The organism is Paenibacillus aurantiacus (assembly GCF_042431225.1).
GTDB lineage: Bacteria > Bacillota > Bacilli > Paenibacillales > Paenibacillaceae > Paenibacillus_Z > Paenibacillus_Z aurantiacus.
Window position 1 is genome coordinate 36,283 of record NZ_JBHMDO010000025.1, and the last position, 17,301, is coordinate 53,583.

Annotated in this window: 15 protein-coding genes and 1 riboswitch; of the genes, 8 read left to right on the plus strand and 7 right to left on the minus strand. The window is 55.3% G+C overall.

The window, feature by feature from the left end:
• Window positions 1-19: 19 nt before the first annotated feature.
• The gene (gene sdhB, locus ACFFSY_RS15790) at window positions 20-784 is read left to right on the plus strand and encodes a succinate dehydrogenase iron-sulfur subunit (protein ID WP_377495641.1); all 765 of its coding nucleotides are present in this window, start codon (window positions 20-22) and stop codon (window positions 782-784) included.
• A gap of 244 nt (window positions 785-1,028) precedes the next feature.
• Here sdhB and ACFFSY_RS15795 read toward each other — a convergent pair whose 3' ends face one another.
• The gene (locus ACFFSY_RS15795; protein WP_148931940.1) at window positions 1,029-1,337 is read right to left on the minus strand and encodes a winged helix-turn-helix transcriptional regulator; all 309 of its coding nucleotides are present in this window, start codon (window positions 1,335-1,337) and stop codon (window positions 1,029-1,031) included.
• Window positions 1,338-1,650: 313 nt separating this feature from the next.
• Here ACFFSY_RS15795 and ACFFSY_RS15800 point away from each other — a divergent pair, with 313 nt between their 5' ends.
• Window positions 1,651-2,475, plus strand: coding sequence for a DUF695 domain-containing protein (locus tag ACFFSY_RS15800; RefSeq protein WP_377495901.1), 825 nt, complete (start codon window positions 1,651-1,653; stop codon window positions 2,473-2,475).
• A gap of 21 nt (window positions 2,476-2,496) precedes the next feature.
• Here the strand turns inward: ACFFSY_RS15800 and ACFFSY_RS15805 are convergent, their stop codons facing one another.
• The 4 genes from ACFFSY_RS15805 to ACFFSY_RS15820 all read right to left on the minus strand — a co-directional run bounded on the left by ACFFSY_RS15805 (window position 2,497) and on the right by ACFFSY_RS15820 (window position 6,755).
• Window positions 2,497-3,402: an EamA family transporter gene (locus ACFFSY_RS15805; RefSeq protein ID WP_377495643.1), complete on the minus strand. Its 906-nt coding sequence runs from the start codon at window positions 3,400-3,402 to the stop codon at window positions 2,497-2,499.
• A gap of 15 nt (window positions 3,403-3,417) precedes the next feature.
• Window positions 3,418-4,353, minus strand: a complete 936-nt coding sequence (locus tag ACFFSY_RS15810) for a cation diffusion facilitator family transporter (protein WP_377495645.1) — start codon at window positions 4,351-4,353, stop codon at window positions 3,418-3,420.
• Between the two features lie 167 nt (window positions 4,354-4,520).
• Entirely contained in the window at window positions 4,521-5,333 is an 813-nt protein-coding gene (locus tag ACFFSY_RS15815) for a histidinol-phosphatase (protein ID WP_377495903.1), read from the minus strand.
• Between the two features lie 519 nt (window positions 5,334-5,852).
• Window positions 5,853-6,755, minus strand: a complete 903-nt coding sequence (locus ACFFSY_RS15820) for a LysR family transcriptional regulator (protein WP_377495647.1) — start codon at window positions 6,753-6,755, stop codon at window positions 5,853-5,855.
• A gap of 248 nt (window positions 6,756-7,003) precedes the next feature.
• Between ACFFSY_RS15820 and ACFFSY_RS15825 the strand changes: the two genes are divergently transcribed.
• Window positions 7,004-8,275 carry an MFS transporter gene (locus tag ACFFSY_RS15825; RefSeq protein WP_377495649.1) on the plus strand — a complete coding sequence of 424 codons (1,272 nt, stop codon included), beginning with the start codon at window positions 7,004-7,006 and terminating at the stop codon, window positions 8,273-8,275.
• A 116-nt stretch (window positions 8,276-8,391) separates the two neighbouring features.
• On the opposite strand, the gene corA is transcribed toward ACFFSY_RS15825, so the two are convergent.
• Window positions 8,392-9,327: a magnesium/cobalt transporter CorA gene (corA, locus tag ACFFSY_RS15830; RefSeq protein WP_377495651.1), complete on the minus strand. Its 936-nt coding sequence runs from the start codon at window positions 9,325-9,327 to the stop codon at window positions 8,392-8,394.
• 472 nt (window positions 9,328-9,799) lie between these two features.
• A riboswitch (SAM riboswitch) is annotated at window positions 9,800-9,907 on the plus strand.
• A gap of 131 nt (window positions 9,908-10,038) precedes the next feature.
• Here corA and metA point away from each other — a divergent pair.
• From metA to mqnC, 4 genes are all read left to right on the plus strand, one after another.
• Window positions 10,039-10,956 carry a homoserine O-acetyltransferase MetA gene (gene metA / locus ACFFSY_RS15835; RefSeq protein WP_377495654.1) on the plus strand — a complete coding sequence of 306 codons (918 nt, stop codon included), beginning with the start codon at window positions 10,039-10,041 and terminating at the stop codon, window positions 10,954-10,956.
• A 93-nt stretch (window positions 10,957-11,049) separates the two neighbouring features.
• Entirely contained in the window at window positions 11,050-12,210 is a 1,161-nt protein-coding gene (locus ACFFSY_RS15840) for a PLP-dependent transferase (RefSeq protein WP_377495657.1), read from the plus strand.
• A 6-nt stretch (window positions 12,211-12,216) separates the two neighbouring features.
• Window positions 12,217-13,404, plus strand: a complete 1,188-nt coding sequence (locus tag ACFFSY_RS15845) for a MalY/PatB family protein (RefSeq protein WP_377495660.1) — start codon at window positions 12,217-12,219, stop codon at window positions 13,402-13,404.
• Window positions 13,405-13,733: 329 nt separating this feature from the next.
• Entirely contained in the window at window positions 13,734-14,873 is a 1,140-nt protein-coding gene (gene mqnC / locus ACFFSY_RS15850) for a cyclic dehypoxanthinyl futalosine synthase (RefSeq protein ID WP_377495662.1), read from the plus strand.
• An 89-nt stretch (window positions 14,874-14,962) separates the two neighbouring features.
• On the opposite strand, the gene ACFFSY_RS15855 is transcribed toward mqnC, so the two are convergent.
• Entirely contained in the window at window positions 14,963-16,081 is a 1,119-nt protein-coding gene (locus ACFFSY_RS15855) for a GGDEF domain-containing protein (protein ID WP_377495664.1), read from the minus strand.
• 148 nt (window positions 16,082-16,229) lie between these two features.
• Here ACFFSY_RS15855 and ACFFSY_RS15860 point away from each other — a divergent pair, with 148 nt between their 5' ends.
• A complete protein-coding gene (locus ACFFSY_RS15860; RefSeq protein WP_377495666.1) occupies window positions 16,230-17,198 on the plus strand; it encodes a putative sporulation protein YtxC in 969 nt (322 codons plus the stop codon).
• Window positions 17,199-17,301 lie beyond the last annotated feature (103 nt).

Sequence of the window (17,301 nt, forward strand, 5' to 3'; positions counted from 1 at the left end):
AAGAAAGGAGACTATGATCATGGCTGAAACGACTACCGCTCAGAAAACAGTCAAGTTTATTATCGAACGCCAGGATGCGCCGGATAAGCCATCGTATAACGAAGAGTTCGAAATCCCTTACCGTCCGAACATGAACGTCATCAGCGCACTCATGGAGATTCAGCGGAATCCGAAGAAGAGCGACGGCACGGCGACGGCTCCAGTATGCTGGGAATCGAACTGCTTGGAGGAAGTGTGCGGCGCCTGCTCGATGGTCATCAACGGTAAGCCGCGTCAGGCGTGCAGCGCGCTGATCGATCAGCTCCAGCAGCCGGTCCGCCTGCAGCCGATGCGGACGTTCCCGGTCGTGCGCGACTTGGTTATCAACCGCGAGCGCATGTTCAACGCGCTGAAGAAAGTCAAAGCTTGGATCCCGATCGACGGCACGTACGATCTTGGTCCCGGCCCGCGCATGGCGGAGACGAAACGTCAATGGGCGTACGAGCTGTCCAAGTGCATGACGTGCGGCGTCTGCTTGGAATCGTGCCCGAACGTCAACGATCGCAACAGCTTCATCGGTCCGGCAGCCATCTCGCAGGTGCGTCTGTTCAACGCGCATCCGACGGGCGAGATGAACCAAGAAGAGCGTCTGGATGCGCTCATGACCGACGGCGGCATCGAGGGCTGCGGCAACTCGCAGAACTGCGTGCGTTCCTGCCCGAAAGGCATTCCGCTCACGACGTCGATCGCGGCGATCAACAAAGACACGACCAAGCATATGTTCAAAAAGTGGCTCGGCGTTTAAGAGACGTCGAGCTTGCAGAAGCGACCTCCATTCGGGGGTCGCTTTTTTTATTAGGGACGACGATTTTTTAGGGTACGGCTGGCAACAAAATGGGAGGAAATCGCGTTTAGGGAAAGGAGGGATTATGGGGATTAGCGGAAGACGGAAGAGGAACGTCGGTAACGGAGGATATCGGTGCACCTCGCGCGTTCGACTCGATGAAGGTTGGCGAAATAAAAAAACTGCCGTTCGCATGACGGCAGTTTCAACACCAGTTCTCTCCCCAATCCTGGATCGATTGAATAACCGGCTCCAGCCCGCGGCCTTTCTCGGTTAATTCATATTCAATGCGTACAGGCATCTCGGGATACACGTTACGCTTGACCAGCTGACAAGCCTCGAGTTCCTTCATCCGATCTGTCAGCATTTTGTCGCTCATCTCCGGAATCTGCTCTTTAATTTCCTTGAAGCGCTTGGGGCCTCCAAGCAGGACGCGGATAATCATGCCCGTCCATTTCTTCCCGAGCAGCTCGGCAGCGCTTTCGTATTTTGGGCACATTTTGGAATAGTCCATTCGTATCACCTCTTTGTAGGTACACTCATTGTAGCACATTGCCATTTTAAAAGGGAGAGGGTAAGCTTAATATCTGCAATAACATTAGAAATTATATATACTTTATATAAATAAGAACACTGGTGGTCAGTCAAATCTAACAGGGTAAACAAAATTATACGCGCATCCGCGATATTCGTCTCCTGGAAGGTTTTCTCTGTGACTGGGCGTCGATTTTCTTGCGAAAGCATTAGTATATCGGAAGCCGTAAACGTTATAATGATAGATATACTAACTATCGGTCTAAAATCTATGAGGACATGGGGTGGACATCATGACGGACGAATGGGGATTTTATGAGCGGCTGACAGAATCGGAACAAATGCGTATTCTCGTAAACATCGGCTATAAGTCCGAAATGCCGCTTGCCGAATATAGCGACCTGTTGTCCGTGACCTTGAATTTATACACGGTAAGACAGACAACGAAGACGAAGAAAGCGCTGATCGCCCAGCTCGAACTGTTCGAATCCAAGCTTGAGAAGTGGGCTTCCGGAACGATTGGCGCCAAATATGTCGGCAGGATCAATACATCGACGAGGTTGGAGTTTTATTACTATATACCAAAAGGCGGTTTCTCCAAGGACGCGTTCAACGAATGGATGCAGCAGGAATGGGCATTCCGGGCGCAGCCATACGTGAAAGACGATGCCGTTTGGGAGTTTTACAGTTTCCTGCTGCCGAACCGGCTGGAGGAGCTGTTCGTGCATAATGCGCACATGATCTACGCGCTGCTTCATAAAGGCGATAATATCGGACAGCCGCGTAACGTGTATCACTGGTTGTTGTTCGCGCAGGCGGAGGACCGGACGGCTGTCGAGCCAACGCTCCGTCAGCTGGGCTACCGGATCGAGAAGGATCGCGCGGGAGAACCGGATACGGGTTATCCGTTCCCGCTCGTCATCAGCCGGTTTGACGACGTCAAGCTCGATACGGTGAACGAGCGGGTGCGGGAGTTATACAGCGTCATCTCCGACTATGACAGCCGCTACGACGGCTGGGGGTCGACGATGCACATTTCATCGGCGGGCCGATTTCGACAGAATGTAAGGCGATTGCTGAATACGACGCTTCGGATATTCCATCCGGGCCGCAGATAGCCCCCTCTCAGGGCGCCATGGTTACAGCCGGATGCAGATCAAGCCCGCGAACAAGCAGGTGAAGGCGAACCATTGGCGCCCTGTTAGCCGTTCCCGGTAGAGGACGATCGATCCGATCGCCACGATCAAGCTGTTGGAAGCGAAGATCGGACCTGCGATATTGGCTTGTCCGGTTTGCAGCGACAACGTGTACAACTGCAGTCCGCCATACGAGAATAATCCGGCTGCAAGACCAAGGCGGTACCCGATCCGAGGCGCTCGGAAAGCGCGCGCAAGCCTCTGGCTGCTACCCGGACGGATTGGACCCGTACCGCGGATAGCACGCCGCTCTCGCAGTGCGGGAATGCCAAACCAGGCGATCGACAGCGCATAGGCGACGAACAGGACGGGGGCTCCCGATAACCCTAGCTCCTCCGTCACCTTCAGCCCGCCATTGCGGATGGCGAACAGCAGCATGCTAACGCCCACGTAGCCGAACCACTTCCCGCTGCGGATGCTCGCGTGATCCTGAATGCGGATCGAGATCAACAGGACAGCGAGCAGCAGGAGGAGGACGCCGACCAACTCGGTGCCCGTGAACGGTTCCCGATAGACGAATGTGCCGAGCAGTACGACGAGCACGATGTTCATGTTCGTCAGCGGCGAGGTGAGACTGGCGGGTCCGCATTCGAGCGCCTTCATGAATAAAGCATTGCCAAGCGCGGAGCCGGCTCCAATTAATACGCCTGCACACCAGATGCGCCAGTCGCCGAGCGATGCGGCAAGCGTTCCTTCCGCAATGGCATGAACGCCGAAGCCGATCGTGCCGGACGCGTAAAGGCCGAGAAGCAGGTAAGCGGATGAGCCGCCCCGCATCTGGGACACCTTCATCCACCACCCGGCCAAGCCGAACAGCAGCGCGCTGAGCACTGCCTCCGTAAACCACATGAGGGACAACTCCTTCTACAATTGCTGCGTCTTCTGGAGGAAACGCCGGCCGTATTCGCCATGCGGATGCAGCTGCGCATGTTCGGTCTGAATCGTCGCATGTTCGATGCCGTAGCGTTCGCGCAGCGATTCATGGATGGCGAGGATGACGCAATACGGCTGAATTTCCTCGCGGACGAACACATGCGCGGTAAGTGAATAGTGATCGGTGGAGATCGCCCACAGATGCAGCTCATGGACGTCCTCGACGCCTTCAACCTCCATCAGCGATGCCCGCATTTCGTCCAAATTAAACTTCTTGGGAACGGCCTCCATCAGAATCGAATATGCTTCTCGCATGATGCGCCATCCGCCGGCGAAGATGATGCCGCCGATGACGAGGCTGATAAGCGGATCGACGAACAGCCAGCCTGTCACGAAAATGATGCCGGCCGAGACGATGACGCCCACTGAACTGAGCAGATCGCCGATAAAATGCCATAGTGCGCTCTGCACGTTCAGGTTCGGCTCCTCCTTGACGCTGCGGCTTAAGATGATAGTCAGGACGATGTTGACGATCAGCCCGACCGAGGCGATCGTCAGCATGAGGGGGAAGTCGATTGTTTGCGGATGAAGGAACCGGCGAATGCCCGCGATGAATATGCCGACCGCGATAATGGCCAGCGCCGCGCCGTTCAGGAATGAGGCCAATATTTCAAAACGCAAATAACCGAACGTGTACTTGGCGTTCGGTTCCCTACGGGCGAAGTAGATGGCGGTCATGCTGAGGGCGAGCGCGATGACGTCGGACACCATATGCGCGGAATCCGAGAGCAGCGCAAGCGAATGGCTGAGCAGGCCGCCGACGATCTCCACGACCGTGAATATCATGGTGAGGATTAACGTTGCCCATAACGAACGCCGGGAAACCGCCTGGTGTTTCACATGCCCGAGATGATGGAAGTCGTACATGGCCCACCGCTCCTTTATTTGTTACACAAATGAAATAGTTCTGTTACCGTCCTTTCACACAAAGGGGCTATTATAATAAACAAGACCCCCTTTTAATAATATATGGTTTGGGACCTGCAGCGTGCAGGTCCATTTTTTTTGTCTTCTGGGCCGTGCCGTCCCGTCTGTTACGGGATCGGCACGACAACCGGCTGTCTTTGCTTGTAGTAGACCCACTCTTTGAAGCCGATTTCCTTCAGCCGCTTCTGCACGAGCTCCCATTCATCGCCTACGCGGGATGGTTTGTGCGCGTCGGAGCCGAAGGTAACCGGAACGCCGTAGAAGCGCGCGCGCTCCAGAATCGCGTCGGATGGATACCAGCCGCCGCATTCCTTCGTGCTGCCGGACGTGTTGATCTCGATCGCGACGCCATAGCCGGCAATCGCCTGCAGCGTCTCGTCGATCGCTTCGTTGGCCGGAATGTGCGAGAAGGCGGGGAAGTAGCCTTTCATCGCGTCGATGTGGCCAAGAATTTGGAACACGCCGCTGGCCGCCGATTGGCGGATGAGATCGTAATAATGGGCTTTCTCCTCGATTTGTTTCGTTTGGGTGACGCCCTTCCAGCGGTTGCGGTTGAAAATGCTAATGCCCCGCGTCTGATGCACCGAGCCGATGATGTAATCGAACGGATGCTTCTCGTACATGCTGCGGTACAGGTCGATATGCTCCGGATAGAAATCGGATTCGACGCCGAGCAGTACGTCGATTTTGCCTTCGTATTTGGCTTTCAGACGAAGCACTTCATTTATGTAATTCTCGAAATCGCTCTTCGCCATCGCGATGCCCGGCTGCGGCTGATCCTCTTCGCTGGCGAAATAAGGGGAGTGATCGGAGATGCCGATCGCGGTCAACCCCGCCTCGATGCCCGCCTGGATGTATTCCTCGATATTGCCATCCGCATGGCCGCATCTGAAGTGGTGCGTGTGCATATCGAATTTAATGGTCGTCATGGTAACTACCTCCTATGGTGGGTGAGCAAAGAGTGCTGCGCGGGTCGGTGGTTGCTGCGATCGCTGTTGTTGCCGGATTCCTTGACTTAAGTTGAACGAGGGGGGAATCCGTCCACAAAGGCGAACGCTGGCGCTTCTTCGCTAACCTCCGTCCCGCTTCGCTTTTTTATTTGCTCTTGGTTGGCAAAGCAGAGCAATCGCGCGCCTAGTTTGCGCGATTCGATTCTATAAGAACGTAATGTCTCTCGAACACAATGCTGCCGATACTACCGCACCGGCAAACCAATGTGGTAGCACAATGTTGCAGCTGCCATGCGGCTCCAAAACAATGTGTCTTAGCACAATGCTGCCCGCAGCTGTCGCAGCGTTCAAGCCAATGTGCTAGCACAATGTTGTAGCCGCCATGCGGCTCCAAAACAATGTGGTAGCACAATGTTGTAGCCGCCATGCGGCTCCAAAACAATGTGGTAGCACAATGTTGTAGCCGCCATGCGGCTCCAAAACAATGTGCTATTCCGAACTAATAAACTGCGCCTCCGGCATGCCCTTGAGATCGCTTAGAAACTGCTGCATGGCTGAGTTCAGGTAACGCCCCGACTTGTAGATAACTCCAACGGGGTGGAACATCTCGAGCTCGGCGACTTTGATCAGCTTGAGCGTGCCGAGCTTCACTTCGTTGGCGACGGCGAGCTTGGAGACGACGGCCGCGCCGAGATTGAGTTCGGCCATCCGCTTCACTTCTTCGCTGCTTGACAGCTCCATGACGATGTTCGGCTGGATATTGTACCGCCGGAAAATCTGGTCGATGAACTTCCGGCCGAGCGCGTCGGGCGAGAGCAGAATCATCGGGATATCCTTCAGCGATTCGACGGTGGTATGGGTCAGTCCGCTCATCGGGTGATTCGGCGCGACGACAAGCTCATACGTATCATAGTACAGAATGGAGGATTCAATGTTAGGATTGCGTTCGGACAAATAATTAATGCCGATATCGACCGTCCCGTTCTCGACGGCGGTCGTCACTTGCGAAGAAGGCATGGATTGGATGGTGGTCTTGATAAGCGGGAACTGATCCTGAAAATACGACAGAACGCGCGGCAAAATCTGAATAGCGATCGACGTTGTTGTTCCGAGCACGATATGCCCCTGCGGATTCTGATTGAGATCCGTCAGCCTGGATTTCATCTCCTCGACGATCGCGAGAATTTTCTCGGCATGCTCCAGAAAAACTTGCCCGCGGTCGGTCAGCGTAACGGGCTGATTACGGTCGATCAGCACGGTGCCGAATTCGTCCTCCAGGCTTTTGATCTGAGCGGATACGGCAGGCTGAGTCAGATTAAGCAGCTCGCCGGCTTTTCGAAAACTCATCGTTTTCGAGATCGTCTGCAGCGTTTCCAGTTGGCTAATGTTCACGGAATCCCTCCTTTGTCGATTAAACTTTTTTATCACGATATTCCTCTATTATAAAGGAACATACGATTCTCGGCAAAACCGGAAAGAAGCCCGATTCTGAAGATTTGCTGAATACAGGGAAGAGGCGGGGGATCGTGCGGTCATTTCTTTACAGGAACTTTAGGAGGAATTATTCGGCATATGTCGAAAGGAAGGCTAGCGCGGTAAAACGCTCAACGATCCGCCCTATCCGGAGGAGGAACTCACACGTGAATCGTAAATCGATCAGAGGCTGGCTCATGTATGACTGGGCGAATTCCGCATTTGCCACGACGATGCTGGCAGCGGTCATGCCTATTTATTACAAAAGCGTAGCGGGCAAAGGGCTCGAAGGAAATATGGCGGAAAATTACTGGGGGTATACGCAGTCGATCGGCATGCTGTGCGTAGCCGTGCTCTCGCCGGTGCTAGGCGCGATCGCCGACGCGTCGGGCTCGAAGGTGAAGTTTCTGGCGGGCTTCGCGTTCATGGGGGCGCTGGCCAGCTCGGGCATGGCGCTCGCGGGCGAAGGCGACTGGCTGCTGGCTTCGATCCTCGTCATTCTAGGGACGATCGGCTATTCGGGCGGCAATACGTTCTACGATGGCCTGTTGACCGATATCGCTCGGCCGGAGGATCGCTCGGGGCTCAGTTCGAAAGGATACGCGGTCGGCTATTTGGGCGGCGGCTTGCTGCTGGCAGTTAACATTGCGATGATTCAAGCGTATGATCTTTTCGGCTTCGCGGATGAAGCGACCGGGACGCGCGCCGCTTTCGTCACCGTCGGCATCTGGTGGCTGCTATTTAGCCTTCCGCTTATCCGGCATGTGAAGGAACAGGCGCGCCCGCGCGTGGAGGGCGGATTCGCCGCCTACGTTCGCATCGGCTTTAGACGAATCGCGTATACGTTCAAGACGGCTCGCCGTTATCCGGAGCTGCTGAAATATATGATAGCTTATTGGTTTTTCAACGATGGGATCAATACGGTCATCACGATGGCCACCATCTACGGCGCCGGCATCGGCATCGAGACATCCCATCTGATAACGGCGCTGCTCATCACGCAGTTCGTCGGCTATCCGAGCACGCTGCTCTTCATCCGGATCGCCCGCTGGATGGGCGACAAGCGCGCTCTCTATCTGTCGCTATCGATTTATTTGGTTATCGTCGTCCTCGGCTTCTTTATGTCGAGCGCGCTGCATTTCTATATTCTCGCGTTCATGGTCGGACTTGTGCAAGGCGGCAGCCAGGCGATTTCGCGCTCGCTGTACGCGAATTTGACACCGCCGTCGCGGTCGGCGGAATTTTTCGGTTTCCTCAGCCTCTCGAGCAAATTCTCGTCCGTGGCGGGGCCGCTCATCTTCGCCGTCGTCGGCACGATGACGGGCTCGAGCCGCATCGCGATCGTCTCGGTCGCGGCGTTCTTCATCGTCGGCATGCTGCTGCTGCGCTTCGTCGATCTGGAGAAAGGGGCGCGCGAGGCGATGGCGGGCGAAGGGTGATCCAGGGGCTAGCGCCGTTTTAAGCGTACACAAAAAATCCGGCTTGCGCTTCTCCGATCCGATCGGAAACGTGCAAGCCGGATTTTCGTTAAAGTGTGCAACCAAGATCTATCGCCTTACAGCCAATCCTTCTTCTTGAACAGATAGAACATTCCGAGTCCCAGCGTCACCATAATCGACAGCAGGATGTACGAGCCGCCATGAATGTGAGCGCCGGGCAAATAATCGAAGTTCATTCCGTATACGCCGGTCAAGAACGTCAGCGGCATGAAGATCACCGTTATAGCGGTGAAGACGCGCATGATTTCGTTCGCCCGGTTGGACAAGCTGGACTGGTAGGCCTCGCGCAAGTTGCCCATCAGATCGCGGTACGTCTCGAATGTCTCCGTGATCTTCACGGCGTTCTCATAGATGTCGCCGAAGTACTTCTGCAGCTGATCGTCGACGAGCCGCAAATCCTTCTTGTTCAGCGTGCCGATCACGTCGCGCTGCGGGACGAGCATCTTCTTCAGCCACAGAATCTCGCTTCGCAGACCGATGATTTCGTTCAGATGCGACTTCTTCGTATGCATGAGAATATCTTCTTCGAGCGATTCGATGCGGTTCTCGATCCGGTCGCCGACGACGAAGTAGTTGTCGACGACGATGTCGACCAAGTGATAGAGGAATCGGTCGGGCCGCGTCACTTCTTCTTCCCATAGAATCGGCTTGAGCACGCGCAATTCGTGGATCTTCTGCTTAGTGACCGTCAAGATGAAATGCCGCCCGAGAAAAATATTGAGCGCGCGCAGAAAAATTTCTTCATCGTCGAAGCGGATGCTGTTTATAACGATAAAATAATGCCCTTCGTAAATCTCGATCTTCGGACGCTGCTCCTCTTCGCTGAGGCAGTCCTCGACGGCCAGGTCGTGCAGCGCGAACAGCGGCTGCAAGACAGCCAGATCGTCGGTGTCCGCGTCGATCCAGTAGAAGCCTTCGGCTGGCGCGACAAGCGTTGTATTAATATCTTCAATCGGCGTGAATACGCCTTGATTGACGAGTCGGATCTTCATCCGTGCCCTCTCCCTTCATCCCTGTTGCTTTCGTTCCCGGATGCCGGATTCCGAAGAGAGCCCGCCGTATACGTCCACGCCATGCTTCATGTCGAGACCGTCTATGAAAAACTAGGCGGCGCAGAGCGAACATAGTTGGAGCCTAGAGCGGACCGCTTGCTTCGGTACCGGTCGTTCATGCGGATGCCCGCAGGCCTCGGGTCGCCTTCCATATTCGTCAACACCCCTTTGTCGTCGTCTTTGAAAATGAGCCTTAGATTGCGCATAATCCTTGTCTAGTATACTCCGCGTGCGACATTCCATACAAGCGTTAAAAAGGTGAGTGAACGGCCCCTCCTGTACGATATGCCGCGGCTTATTTTCGGTTCGCGGCCGGGCCGGATTTTTCGAAGAAAACCCGCTTGACGGCAATAGACGTTTGCATTAAAGTAAAGCTTGTAATCGCGAAACGTACAATTGAATACGTATAGCTTTCTTATCAAGAGCAGGCGGAGGGACTAGCCCGATGAAGCCCGGCAACCGGCCAAGAGCACGGTGCTAATTCTTGCGGAGACTTATTTAGGTTTCTGGGAGATGAGAGGCGCATGAGTGTACCCATTATGCCCCTTCTTATCCAGAAGGGGCTTTTTGCCTTATCATTTTCCCGGTACTCACCTCACCCGCACCCTTCATAACAGCCACAAGAGCCTCAATTTTAAAGGAGTGATCGAGATGCCAATCAAGGTACCGGACAATTTGCCAGCCAAAGAAATACTAGCGCGCGAGAATATCTTCGTCATGGACGAAAGCGTCGCCTACCATCAGGACATTCGCCCGTTAAGAATCGCGATTTTGAACCTGATGCCGACGAAAGAAACGACCGAGACCCAGCTGCTGCGCCTGATCGGCAATACGCCGCTGCAGGTGGAAGCCGTGCTGCTCCATCCGAAGACGCACACGTCCAAGAATACGTCCAGCGAGCATCTGGAATCGTTCTACAAGACGTTCGACGATATTAAGCACGAATACTACGACGGCTTGATCATCACCGGAGCGCCCGTTGAGCAGATGCCATTCGAAGACGTGAATTATTGGGAAGAATTGAAGGATATCATGGACTGGAGCGCGCACCGCGTGACGTCCACGCTTCATATCTGTTGGGCGTCCCAAGCGGGACTTTACCACCATTACGGCGTGCCGAAGTACAATCTGGACGAGAAGATTTTCGGCGTTTACCCGCACACGCTTCATAAGCGGAACGTGCCGTTGACGCGCGGGTTCGACGAGTTGTTCTTCGTGCCGCAGTCGCGGCATACGGAGGTGCGCGCCGCAGACATCGAGGGTATCGAAGGTTTGGAGATTCTCTCCACTTCCGAAGAAGCGGGCGTCTACCTCGTCGCCTCCAGAGACGGCAAGCAGGTATTCGTGACCGGTCACTCGGAATACGATCCGCAGACGCTGAAGTGGGAGTACGACCGCGACAAGGCCAAGGGTCTTGCGATCGGCGTGCCGAAGAATTATTTTCCAAAAGACGATCCGACGCTCGCGCCGCTCTCCAGCTGGCGGGCGCATGCGAATCTATTGTTCTCCAACTGGCTGAATTATTACGTCTACCAGCAAACGCCGTACGAACTTGGAGCAGGCATCTAATCTTATTCCCCGCGCAGACAGCAGGCCGAAACACCGATGAAGGGGAGCCGCGCTCGCATCCATCCGAACCCTAACCAAAGGAGCCCGAGACTTATGAAAATAGAAAGCCGCTTAGCCCAAATCGGATCGGTTCAAGAGCCGGTCACCGGATCCGTCAGCTACCCGATCTACCTGGCCACCGCATTCCGTCATCCAAAGCTAGGGGAGAGCACGGGATTCGACTACGCTCGCACGACGAATCCGACACGCAAGGTGCTTGAAGAAGCTGCGGCCGAACTTGAATCCGGCGATCGCGGATTTGCCTGCAGCTCCGGCATGGCCGCGCTTCAGACCGTATTCTCGCTGTTCGGACAGGGCGACCATCTGATCGTCTCCCTCGACCTTTACGGCGGTACGTACCGACTGCTCGAGCGCATCATGAGCCGGTTCGGCGTGAGCGCTTCATACGTGGATACGAACGATCTCGACGGCATCGCGCAGCTCTGTACGCCGAATACGAAGGCGGTGCTCATCGAGACGCCGACCAATCCGCTCATGATGATCACGGATATCGAGCGCATTAGCGCCTGGGCGAAGTCCAAAGGGCTGCTAACGATCGTCGACAATACGCTGCTGACGCCGTTCTTCCAACGGCCGATTGAACTGGGCGCTGACATCGTCGTGCACAGCGCGACGAAATATTTGGGCGGCCATAACGATGTGTTGGCTGGCTTGATCGTGACCAAGGGCAAGGAGCTGTCCGATCAAATGGCGTTCCTGCACAACTCGATCGGCGCCGTGCTCGGCGCACAGGACTCCTGGCTGCTCATGCGCGGGATGAAGACGCTCGCGCTGCGGATGGAGCGCCATCAGGCGAATGCGACAGCGGTGGCGAACTGGCTGCTGACGCACGAGGCGATCGAAGAAGTATATTACCCGGCGCTTGCGCAACATCCGGGTCATGACATTCAATCGCGCCAATCGTCGGGCAATACCGGCATTTTCTCCTTCCGCCTGAAGGATGCCCGCTACGTCGAGCCGATTCTGCGCCACATCAAGCTAATTGCGTTCGCGGAGAGCCTCGGCGGCTGCGAATCGCTGATGACGTATCCGGCGGTGCAGACGCATGCGGACATTCCGGAGGAAATCCGCCGCCAGATCGGCGTCGACGACCGGCTGCTTCGTTTCTCCGTCGGCATCGAACATGCGGACGATATCATCGCCGACCTCGGTCAGGCGCTCGAAGCTGCGAAGCGCGAGATCGGGGAGGCTTAAGCAGCCATGGCGCATCAGTACGATTTCGACCGCAGAATCGACCGGACCGGCAAAGGCACGTACAAGTGGGACCAATCCGAGAAGCTGTTCGGACGCCCGGATATTTTGCCGCTATGGGTCGCGGACATGGATTTCGAGCCGCCGCAGGAAGTCGTGGAGGCTATCGTGGATCGGGCGAAGGAAGGCATCTATGGCTACACGATTCGCACCGAGGCTTATTATGAAGCAATTGCGGGCTGGATGTCCCGCCGGCACGGCTGGGATGTGAAGCATGAGTGGATCACGTCGAGCCCGGGCGTCGTGCCTGCGCTCAGTCTGATCGTCATGGCGTTCACGGAGCCGGGCGACGGCGTGATTTTGCAATCGCCCGTCTACTATCCGTTCTACGACGTGATTAAGATGAACGGCCGCAAGGTGCTCGACAACGCGCTCATCTTGAAGGAGGAGCGCTTCGAGATCGACTTCGAGCTGCTGGAGGAGCAGGCGAAGGAAGCGAAGCTCATGCTGCTCTGCTCGCCGCATAATCCGGGCGGACGCGTCTGGACGCGGGAGGAGCTGACGCGTATCGGCGAGATCTGCCTGAAGCACGGCGTGCTGATCGTCGCGGACGAGATTCATCACGACCTCGTCTTCTCCGGGCATAAGCATACCGCGTTCGCGTCGATCTCCGAGGCGTTCGCGCAGCAATCGTTCACTTGTGTCGCGACGAGCAAGACGTTCAATCTGGCCGGCCTGCAAGCGGCGTCCGTCATCATTCCGAACGCCGAGCTTCGCCGGAAGTACAACTACCTGCTCAAGACGCTGTCGATCCATATGGAGAGCTTCTTCGGCCAGACGGCCGTCGTGGCGGCCTATGACCATGGCGATGAATGGCTCGATCAGCTGCTTGTCTATCTCGAAGGGAACCGCGATTTCTTGATCGATTACATCTCTCGCGAGCTGCCGCATGTGAAGCCGATGAAGCCGGAAGGCACTTACATGGTGTGGCTAGACTGCCGCGAGATATCCGAGAAGCCGCAGGAGTTGAAGCGACTCATGTTCGAGCGGGCCGGGGTGGCGTTCAGCGAAGGCTCCGTATTCGGCGATCAGGGGCAGGGTTACCTACGTGTGAACCTGGCTTGTCCGCGGTCGCTGCTGGCCGAGGCGCTGGAGAAGTTCACGCAAGCGGTGCGCGAGAGCGTGGCCGCGAACTAGCTTGAACTCGGTCTCGGTTTTGTCTTGGTTTTAACTTTAAACTGCATAGCGAAGGTTTCTCGAATGACAGCGACTTTTGTGGCCTTGTTTCCACCGCTTAATAAGTTACATAATAAAGGAAACAAGTCTACAACGGGAGCGTCATCGAGACAACCGGAGCCTAAAACGGGAGCGCCACCCGAGACAACCGGAGCCCCAACCATTTAGCCACATATCCGCCACTGTTGCCTTTTTGTCCAAGGTGACGGTGGCGGGCTTTTTATGTTAGGATGGATAAGAAGGTTAAGGAGCGAGCGCGAGCTCGAACGGAAGAGGAGGGTCCCTATCAGATGAATCAAGTGGACCGTATTTTACAACAAGCGCTGAACGGTCAGCGTCTCATGCAAGAGGACATTATTACGCTTTTCGAATCCGATGAGATTGAGAAAATGGGGCATGCCGCCAATCAAATCATGCTGCGCAAGCATCCCGAGCCGATTACGACGTTCGTCGTAGGGCGGAACATTAACTATACGAACGTTTGCGACGTCTACTGTCGCTTCTGCGCATTCTACCGTGCGCCAGGCAACGCGGAAGGGTATGTCCTCTCGGACGAGACGATTTTGCAGAAAATCCAGGAGACCGTGAACGTCGGCGGCACGGAAATTCTGATGCAGGGCGGGACGAACCCGAACCTGCCGTTCCAATATTATGTGGACATTCTACGCAAAATCAAACAGCATTTCCCGCAAATTACCATGCATTCCTTCTCGCCGGCCGAGATTCACAAGATGAAGGAAGTCTCCAACGGCCTGTCGCTTGAAGAAGTCATCCGTCAAATTCACGAAGCGGGGCTCGATTCGCTGCCGGGCGGCGGCGCCGAGATCCTCGACGACCGGACTCGCCGTAAGATCAGTCGCCTGAAGGGCTCTTGGACGGACTGGATGGACGTCATGAAGATCGCTCACCGGATAGGCATGAACACGACGGCGACGATGGTCATCGGCTTCGGCGAATCGATGGAGGAGCGCGCGCTTCACCTGCTTCGCGTGCGCGACGCGCAGGACGAGTGCATCGCCAATGGCTACGACTCCAAAGGATTCCTGGCGTTCATCCCGTGGACGTTCCAGCCGGACAACACGAACATGAAGCGCGAGAAAGCGACGCCGGAAGAATACCTCAAGACGCTGGCGATCAGCCGCTTGACGCTCGACAATATCGACAACTTCCAATCGTCATGGGTGACGATGGGACCCGAGATCGGCAAGCTGACGCTCAGCTACGGCTGCAACGATTTCGGCTCGACGATGATCGAGGAGAATGTCGTCTCCGCCGCGGGCACGACGCACAAGGTCAACATCAGCTCGACGCTGGACATTATCCGCCAAGCGGGCAAAATTCCAGCGCAGCGTAACACGCGATACGAGATTCTGCGCGTGTTCGACGACGTCAATGCGAAGATCGAGAACGACTTTGTCATGCAGAACTAAACGAATTCGGCGGTCTCGGCTCGCCTACAACCAAAAAAGCTGCACGATCCGCGATGGCGGACGTGCAGCTTTTTTCGCATGGACCCCGATCAAGCAAGCTGGCTCGCTTGGATGGCCTCTTTGGACGGGACGACCGTCTTGTTCTTGCCTGTGTGCTTGGCTTCGTAGAGCGCTTCATCAACGAGATGGAAGAAGTGTTCCTTCCCTTCGTTCCGGGCATAGTCGCCGATGCCGATACTAACGGTGACCGCGCGGCCGCCGAGCTGCTCGTGCGGGAGGCGGGAGACGTGATTGCGAATGCTCTCCACGGCCTCGTAGGCTTCCTGGAACGTACTATCCGTGAAGAGGACTGCGAACTCCTCGCCGCCATATCGGGCGACGAAGGCGTTAGCGTTCACGTTCGCGCGGATCGTCTCCGCGACCCGGGTTAACACGGCGTCGCCGGCGCGATGGCCGTACGTATCGTTAATTTGCTTGAAGTTGTCGATGTCGATCAGGGCCAGTTGAACGGGTACTTGGTTGCAATCATGCTGCTCGATGAGACGCTCGAAAAACTCGTGGAACGTGATGTGATTGTAGAGGTCGGTCAAGGCATCGGTCTTCGACAGCTTGTCCATCCAGACATTCTTCACCAGCAGGTCTCGGTTCGACTCGAACGAGGTCTGCAAATTCACCATGAGCTCTCGCCCCCGCATCAGGACGCCGCCCGCGATTAAAGAGAACAGCAGGAACATGATGCTGATGGTCGTCAGGCTGACGGCCGTCAAATAAGCGTGCATCGCCGGCTGCACCGCATACAGCGTATAGAGCGTGATGATGGTGACACAGAAGGCGAATACGAGCTTCCGCATATGGAAATAGAAGATCGACACCATCACCGGCAGGAAGAGGGCCAGCAGCAAATAGTTGATGGTGTCGTGTATGTAGACGATGGCCGCCGACAGCATGGCGGAAGTAATAATCATGATGTAGTCCTGGTATTTGCCTCGAAGCAGCTTGATCCCGGTCTCGGCCGAAAGCAGGATCCCTAGCAGGATAATTGTGGGTCTAACGATGTATTCCGTTATGAACGTGGTTCTGGCGATCCCGGCAACCGTGAGCAAATACAGGCATTCCAAGAAAAAGGTAATGATTAATATGGACCAGAACCCGTTGAGGAGCATGCGGTTCCAACGTGCCCGGTTATAGTCCAGGTTCTCATAATTCATTGGATTCACTCCAGCAGTATACTACTATAGACAATAATCATACCACGAATACGCTTTAATTCCAATCAATATCCAGCAGTCCCACCCCTTGTATCGTATATCTGCTTTTGCGCAGCCATATACTGATTAAGGAAGGAGGAATGATCGCATGGAACTACTCACGGTTTCGCTTATGTCCGCGTCGGATGAGACGATGGAGAAGCTGGAGGAAAGCTTGCTTGATGAACTCGCCGATTTACATAGCACGACACACCGCAAGTACCGTTCCGCCGTCAGGATGGAGAGGGAGGAACAAGCGATCCGTTTTTTTGCGGATACGCACGATTTTCAGCTGGAGAAGGATGGCCCTCCGATATACCGAAAAACGGCGCTTGCGCTGGCCGGATACATCGTCTCCGAGCTGGAGCCGCTGTTGATCAAGGCGATCATCCGGAAGCAGTTTCACTACGAAGACCCGCAGGAAGCCGAAGCCATTGAACGATATTGCCGCAATTTGCTGGAGGGGTCGCATTTCGCGGGAGAGGAAAACGAACCTGCCGGCGCCGAAGTCGATCGTCAACGTAGGAAGCAAAAGGTTTCCGCGGAGATCGAAGCTTTCCTCGCCGAGAACGCCCGTATTCATTTGGACGGATTCGTGACGTTTCGCCTAGCGCCTTACTGGGAGGAACTTCGGGAGATCACCGCTTACGCCATCGACGAATACGTGATGGATAAGCAATATCAGGAATTCATATCGTTGCTTAAATATTTTGTTCGCATGCAGGAAGTTAAGCTCCCGATCGTACACGTGCTACATAAAGGCGGCAGCGAATTCGCGCTCTACGACGAGCATTTCGAGCTGCTCGATGCCGCGCCGGCCGACCGGATCGTCGTCGATATGCTGGAATCCGAGATGAACATGGAGGATATGATCGTCAGCACGCTGATAACCGTGTCGCCGAAGCAAATTGTCATCCATACGAGGCAGCCGGAGCTGGCCGTCATGCGCACGCTGGAATCGATCTTCGAGACCCGCGTTCGCCTATGCGTAGATTGCGGCCATTGCGGCAGCTATTTCGGGGAAGGGGCGCAGGAACTTCTGCCAGATCTGCTGCGGGCGCAGCGAATCCGGACTTGACCGGCATATTGGCGGTTGATTATAATACGCTTAAGAAAAGCATTGACAAAGACATGTATCCGCGGATTTGCCCGTTCCAGAGAGAGGAAACTCGGCTGTAATT

Coding starts and splice junctions, on each gene's coding strand:
- ACFFSY_RS15840 (WP_377495657.1), top strand. CDS start 11,050: ATGAAAATAGAAAGCCGCTTAGCCCAAATCGGATCGGTTCAAGAGCCG.
- ACFFSY_RS15860 (WP_377495666.1), top strand. CDS start 16,230: ATGGAACTACTCACGGTTTCGCTTATGTCCGCGTCGGATGAGACGATG.
- ACFFSY_RS15805 (WP_377495643.1), bottom strand. CDS start 3,402: ATGTGGTTTACGGAGGCAGTGCTCAGCGCGCTGCTGTTCGGCTTGGCC.
- metA (WP_377495654.1), top strand. CDS start 10,039: ATGCCAATCAAGGTACCGGACAATTTGCCAGCCAAAGAAATACTAGCG.
- ACFFSY_RS15810 (WP_377495645.1), bottom strand. CDS start 4,353: ATGTACGACTTCCATCATCTCGGGCATGTGAAACACCAGGCGGTTTCC.
- ACFFSY_RS15845 (WP_377495660.1), top strand. CDS start 12,217: ATGGCGCATCAGTACGATTTCGACCGCAGAATCGACCGGACCGGCAAA.
- ACFFSY_RS15795 (WP_148931940.1), bottom strand. CDS start 1,337: ATGGACTATTCCAAAATGTGCCCAAAATACGAAAGCGCTGCCGAGCTG.
- corA (WP_377495651.1), bottom strand. CDS start 9,327: ATGAAGATCCGACTCGTCAATCAAGGCGTATTCACGCCGATTGAAGAT.
- ACFFSY_RS15855 (WP_377495664.1), bottom strand. CDS start 16,081: ATGAATTATGAGAACCTGGACTATAACCGGGCACGTTGGAACCGCATG.
- sdhB (WP_377495641.1), top strand. CDS start 20: ATGGCTGAAACGACTACCGCTCAGAAAACAGTCAAGTTTATTATCGAA.
- ACFFSY_RS15800 (WP_377495901.1), top strand. CDS start 1,651: ATGACGGACGAATGGGGATTTTATGAGCGGCTGACAGAATCGGAACAA.
- mqnC (WP_377495662.1), top strand. CDS start 13,734: ATGAATCAAGTGGACCGTATTTTACAACAAGCGCTGAACGGTCAGCGT.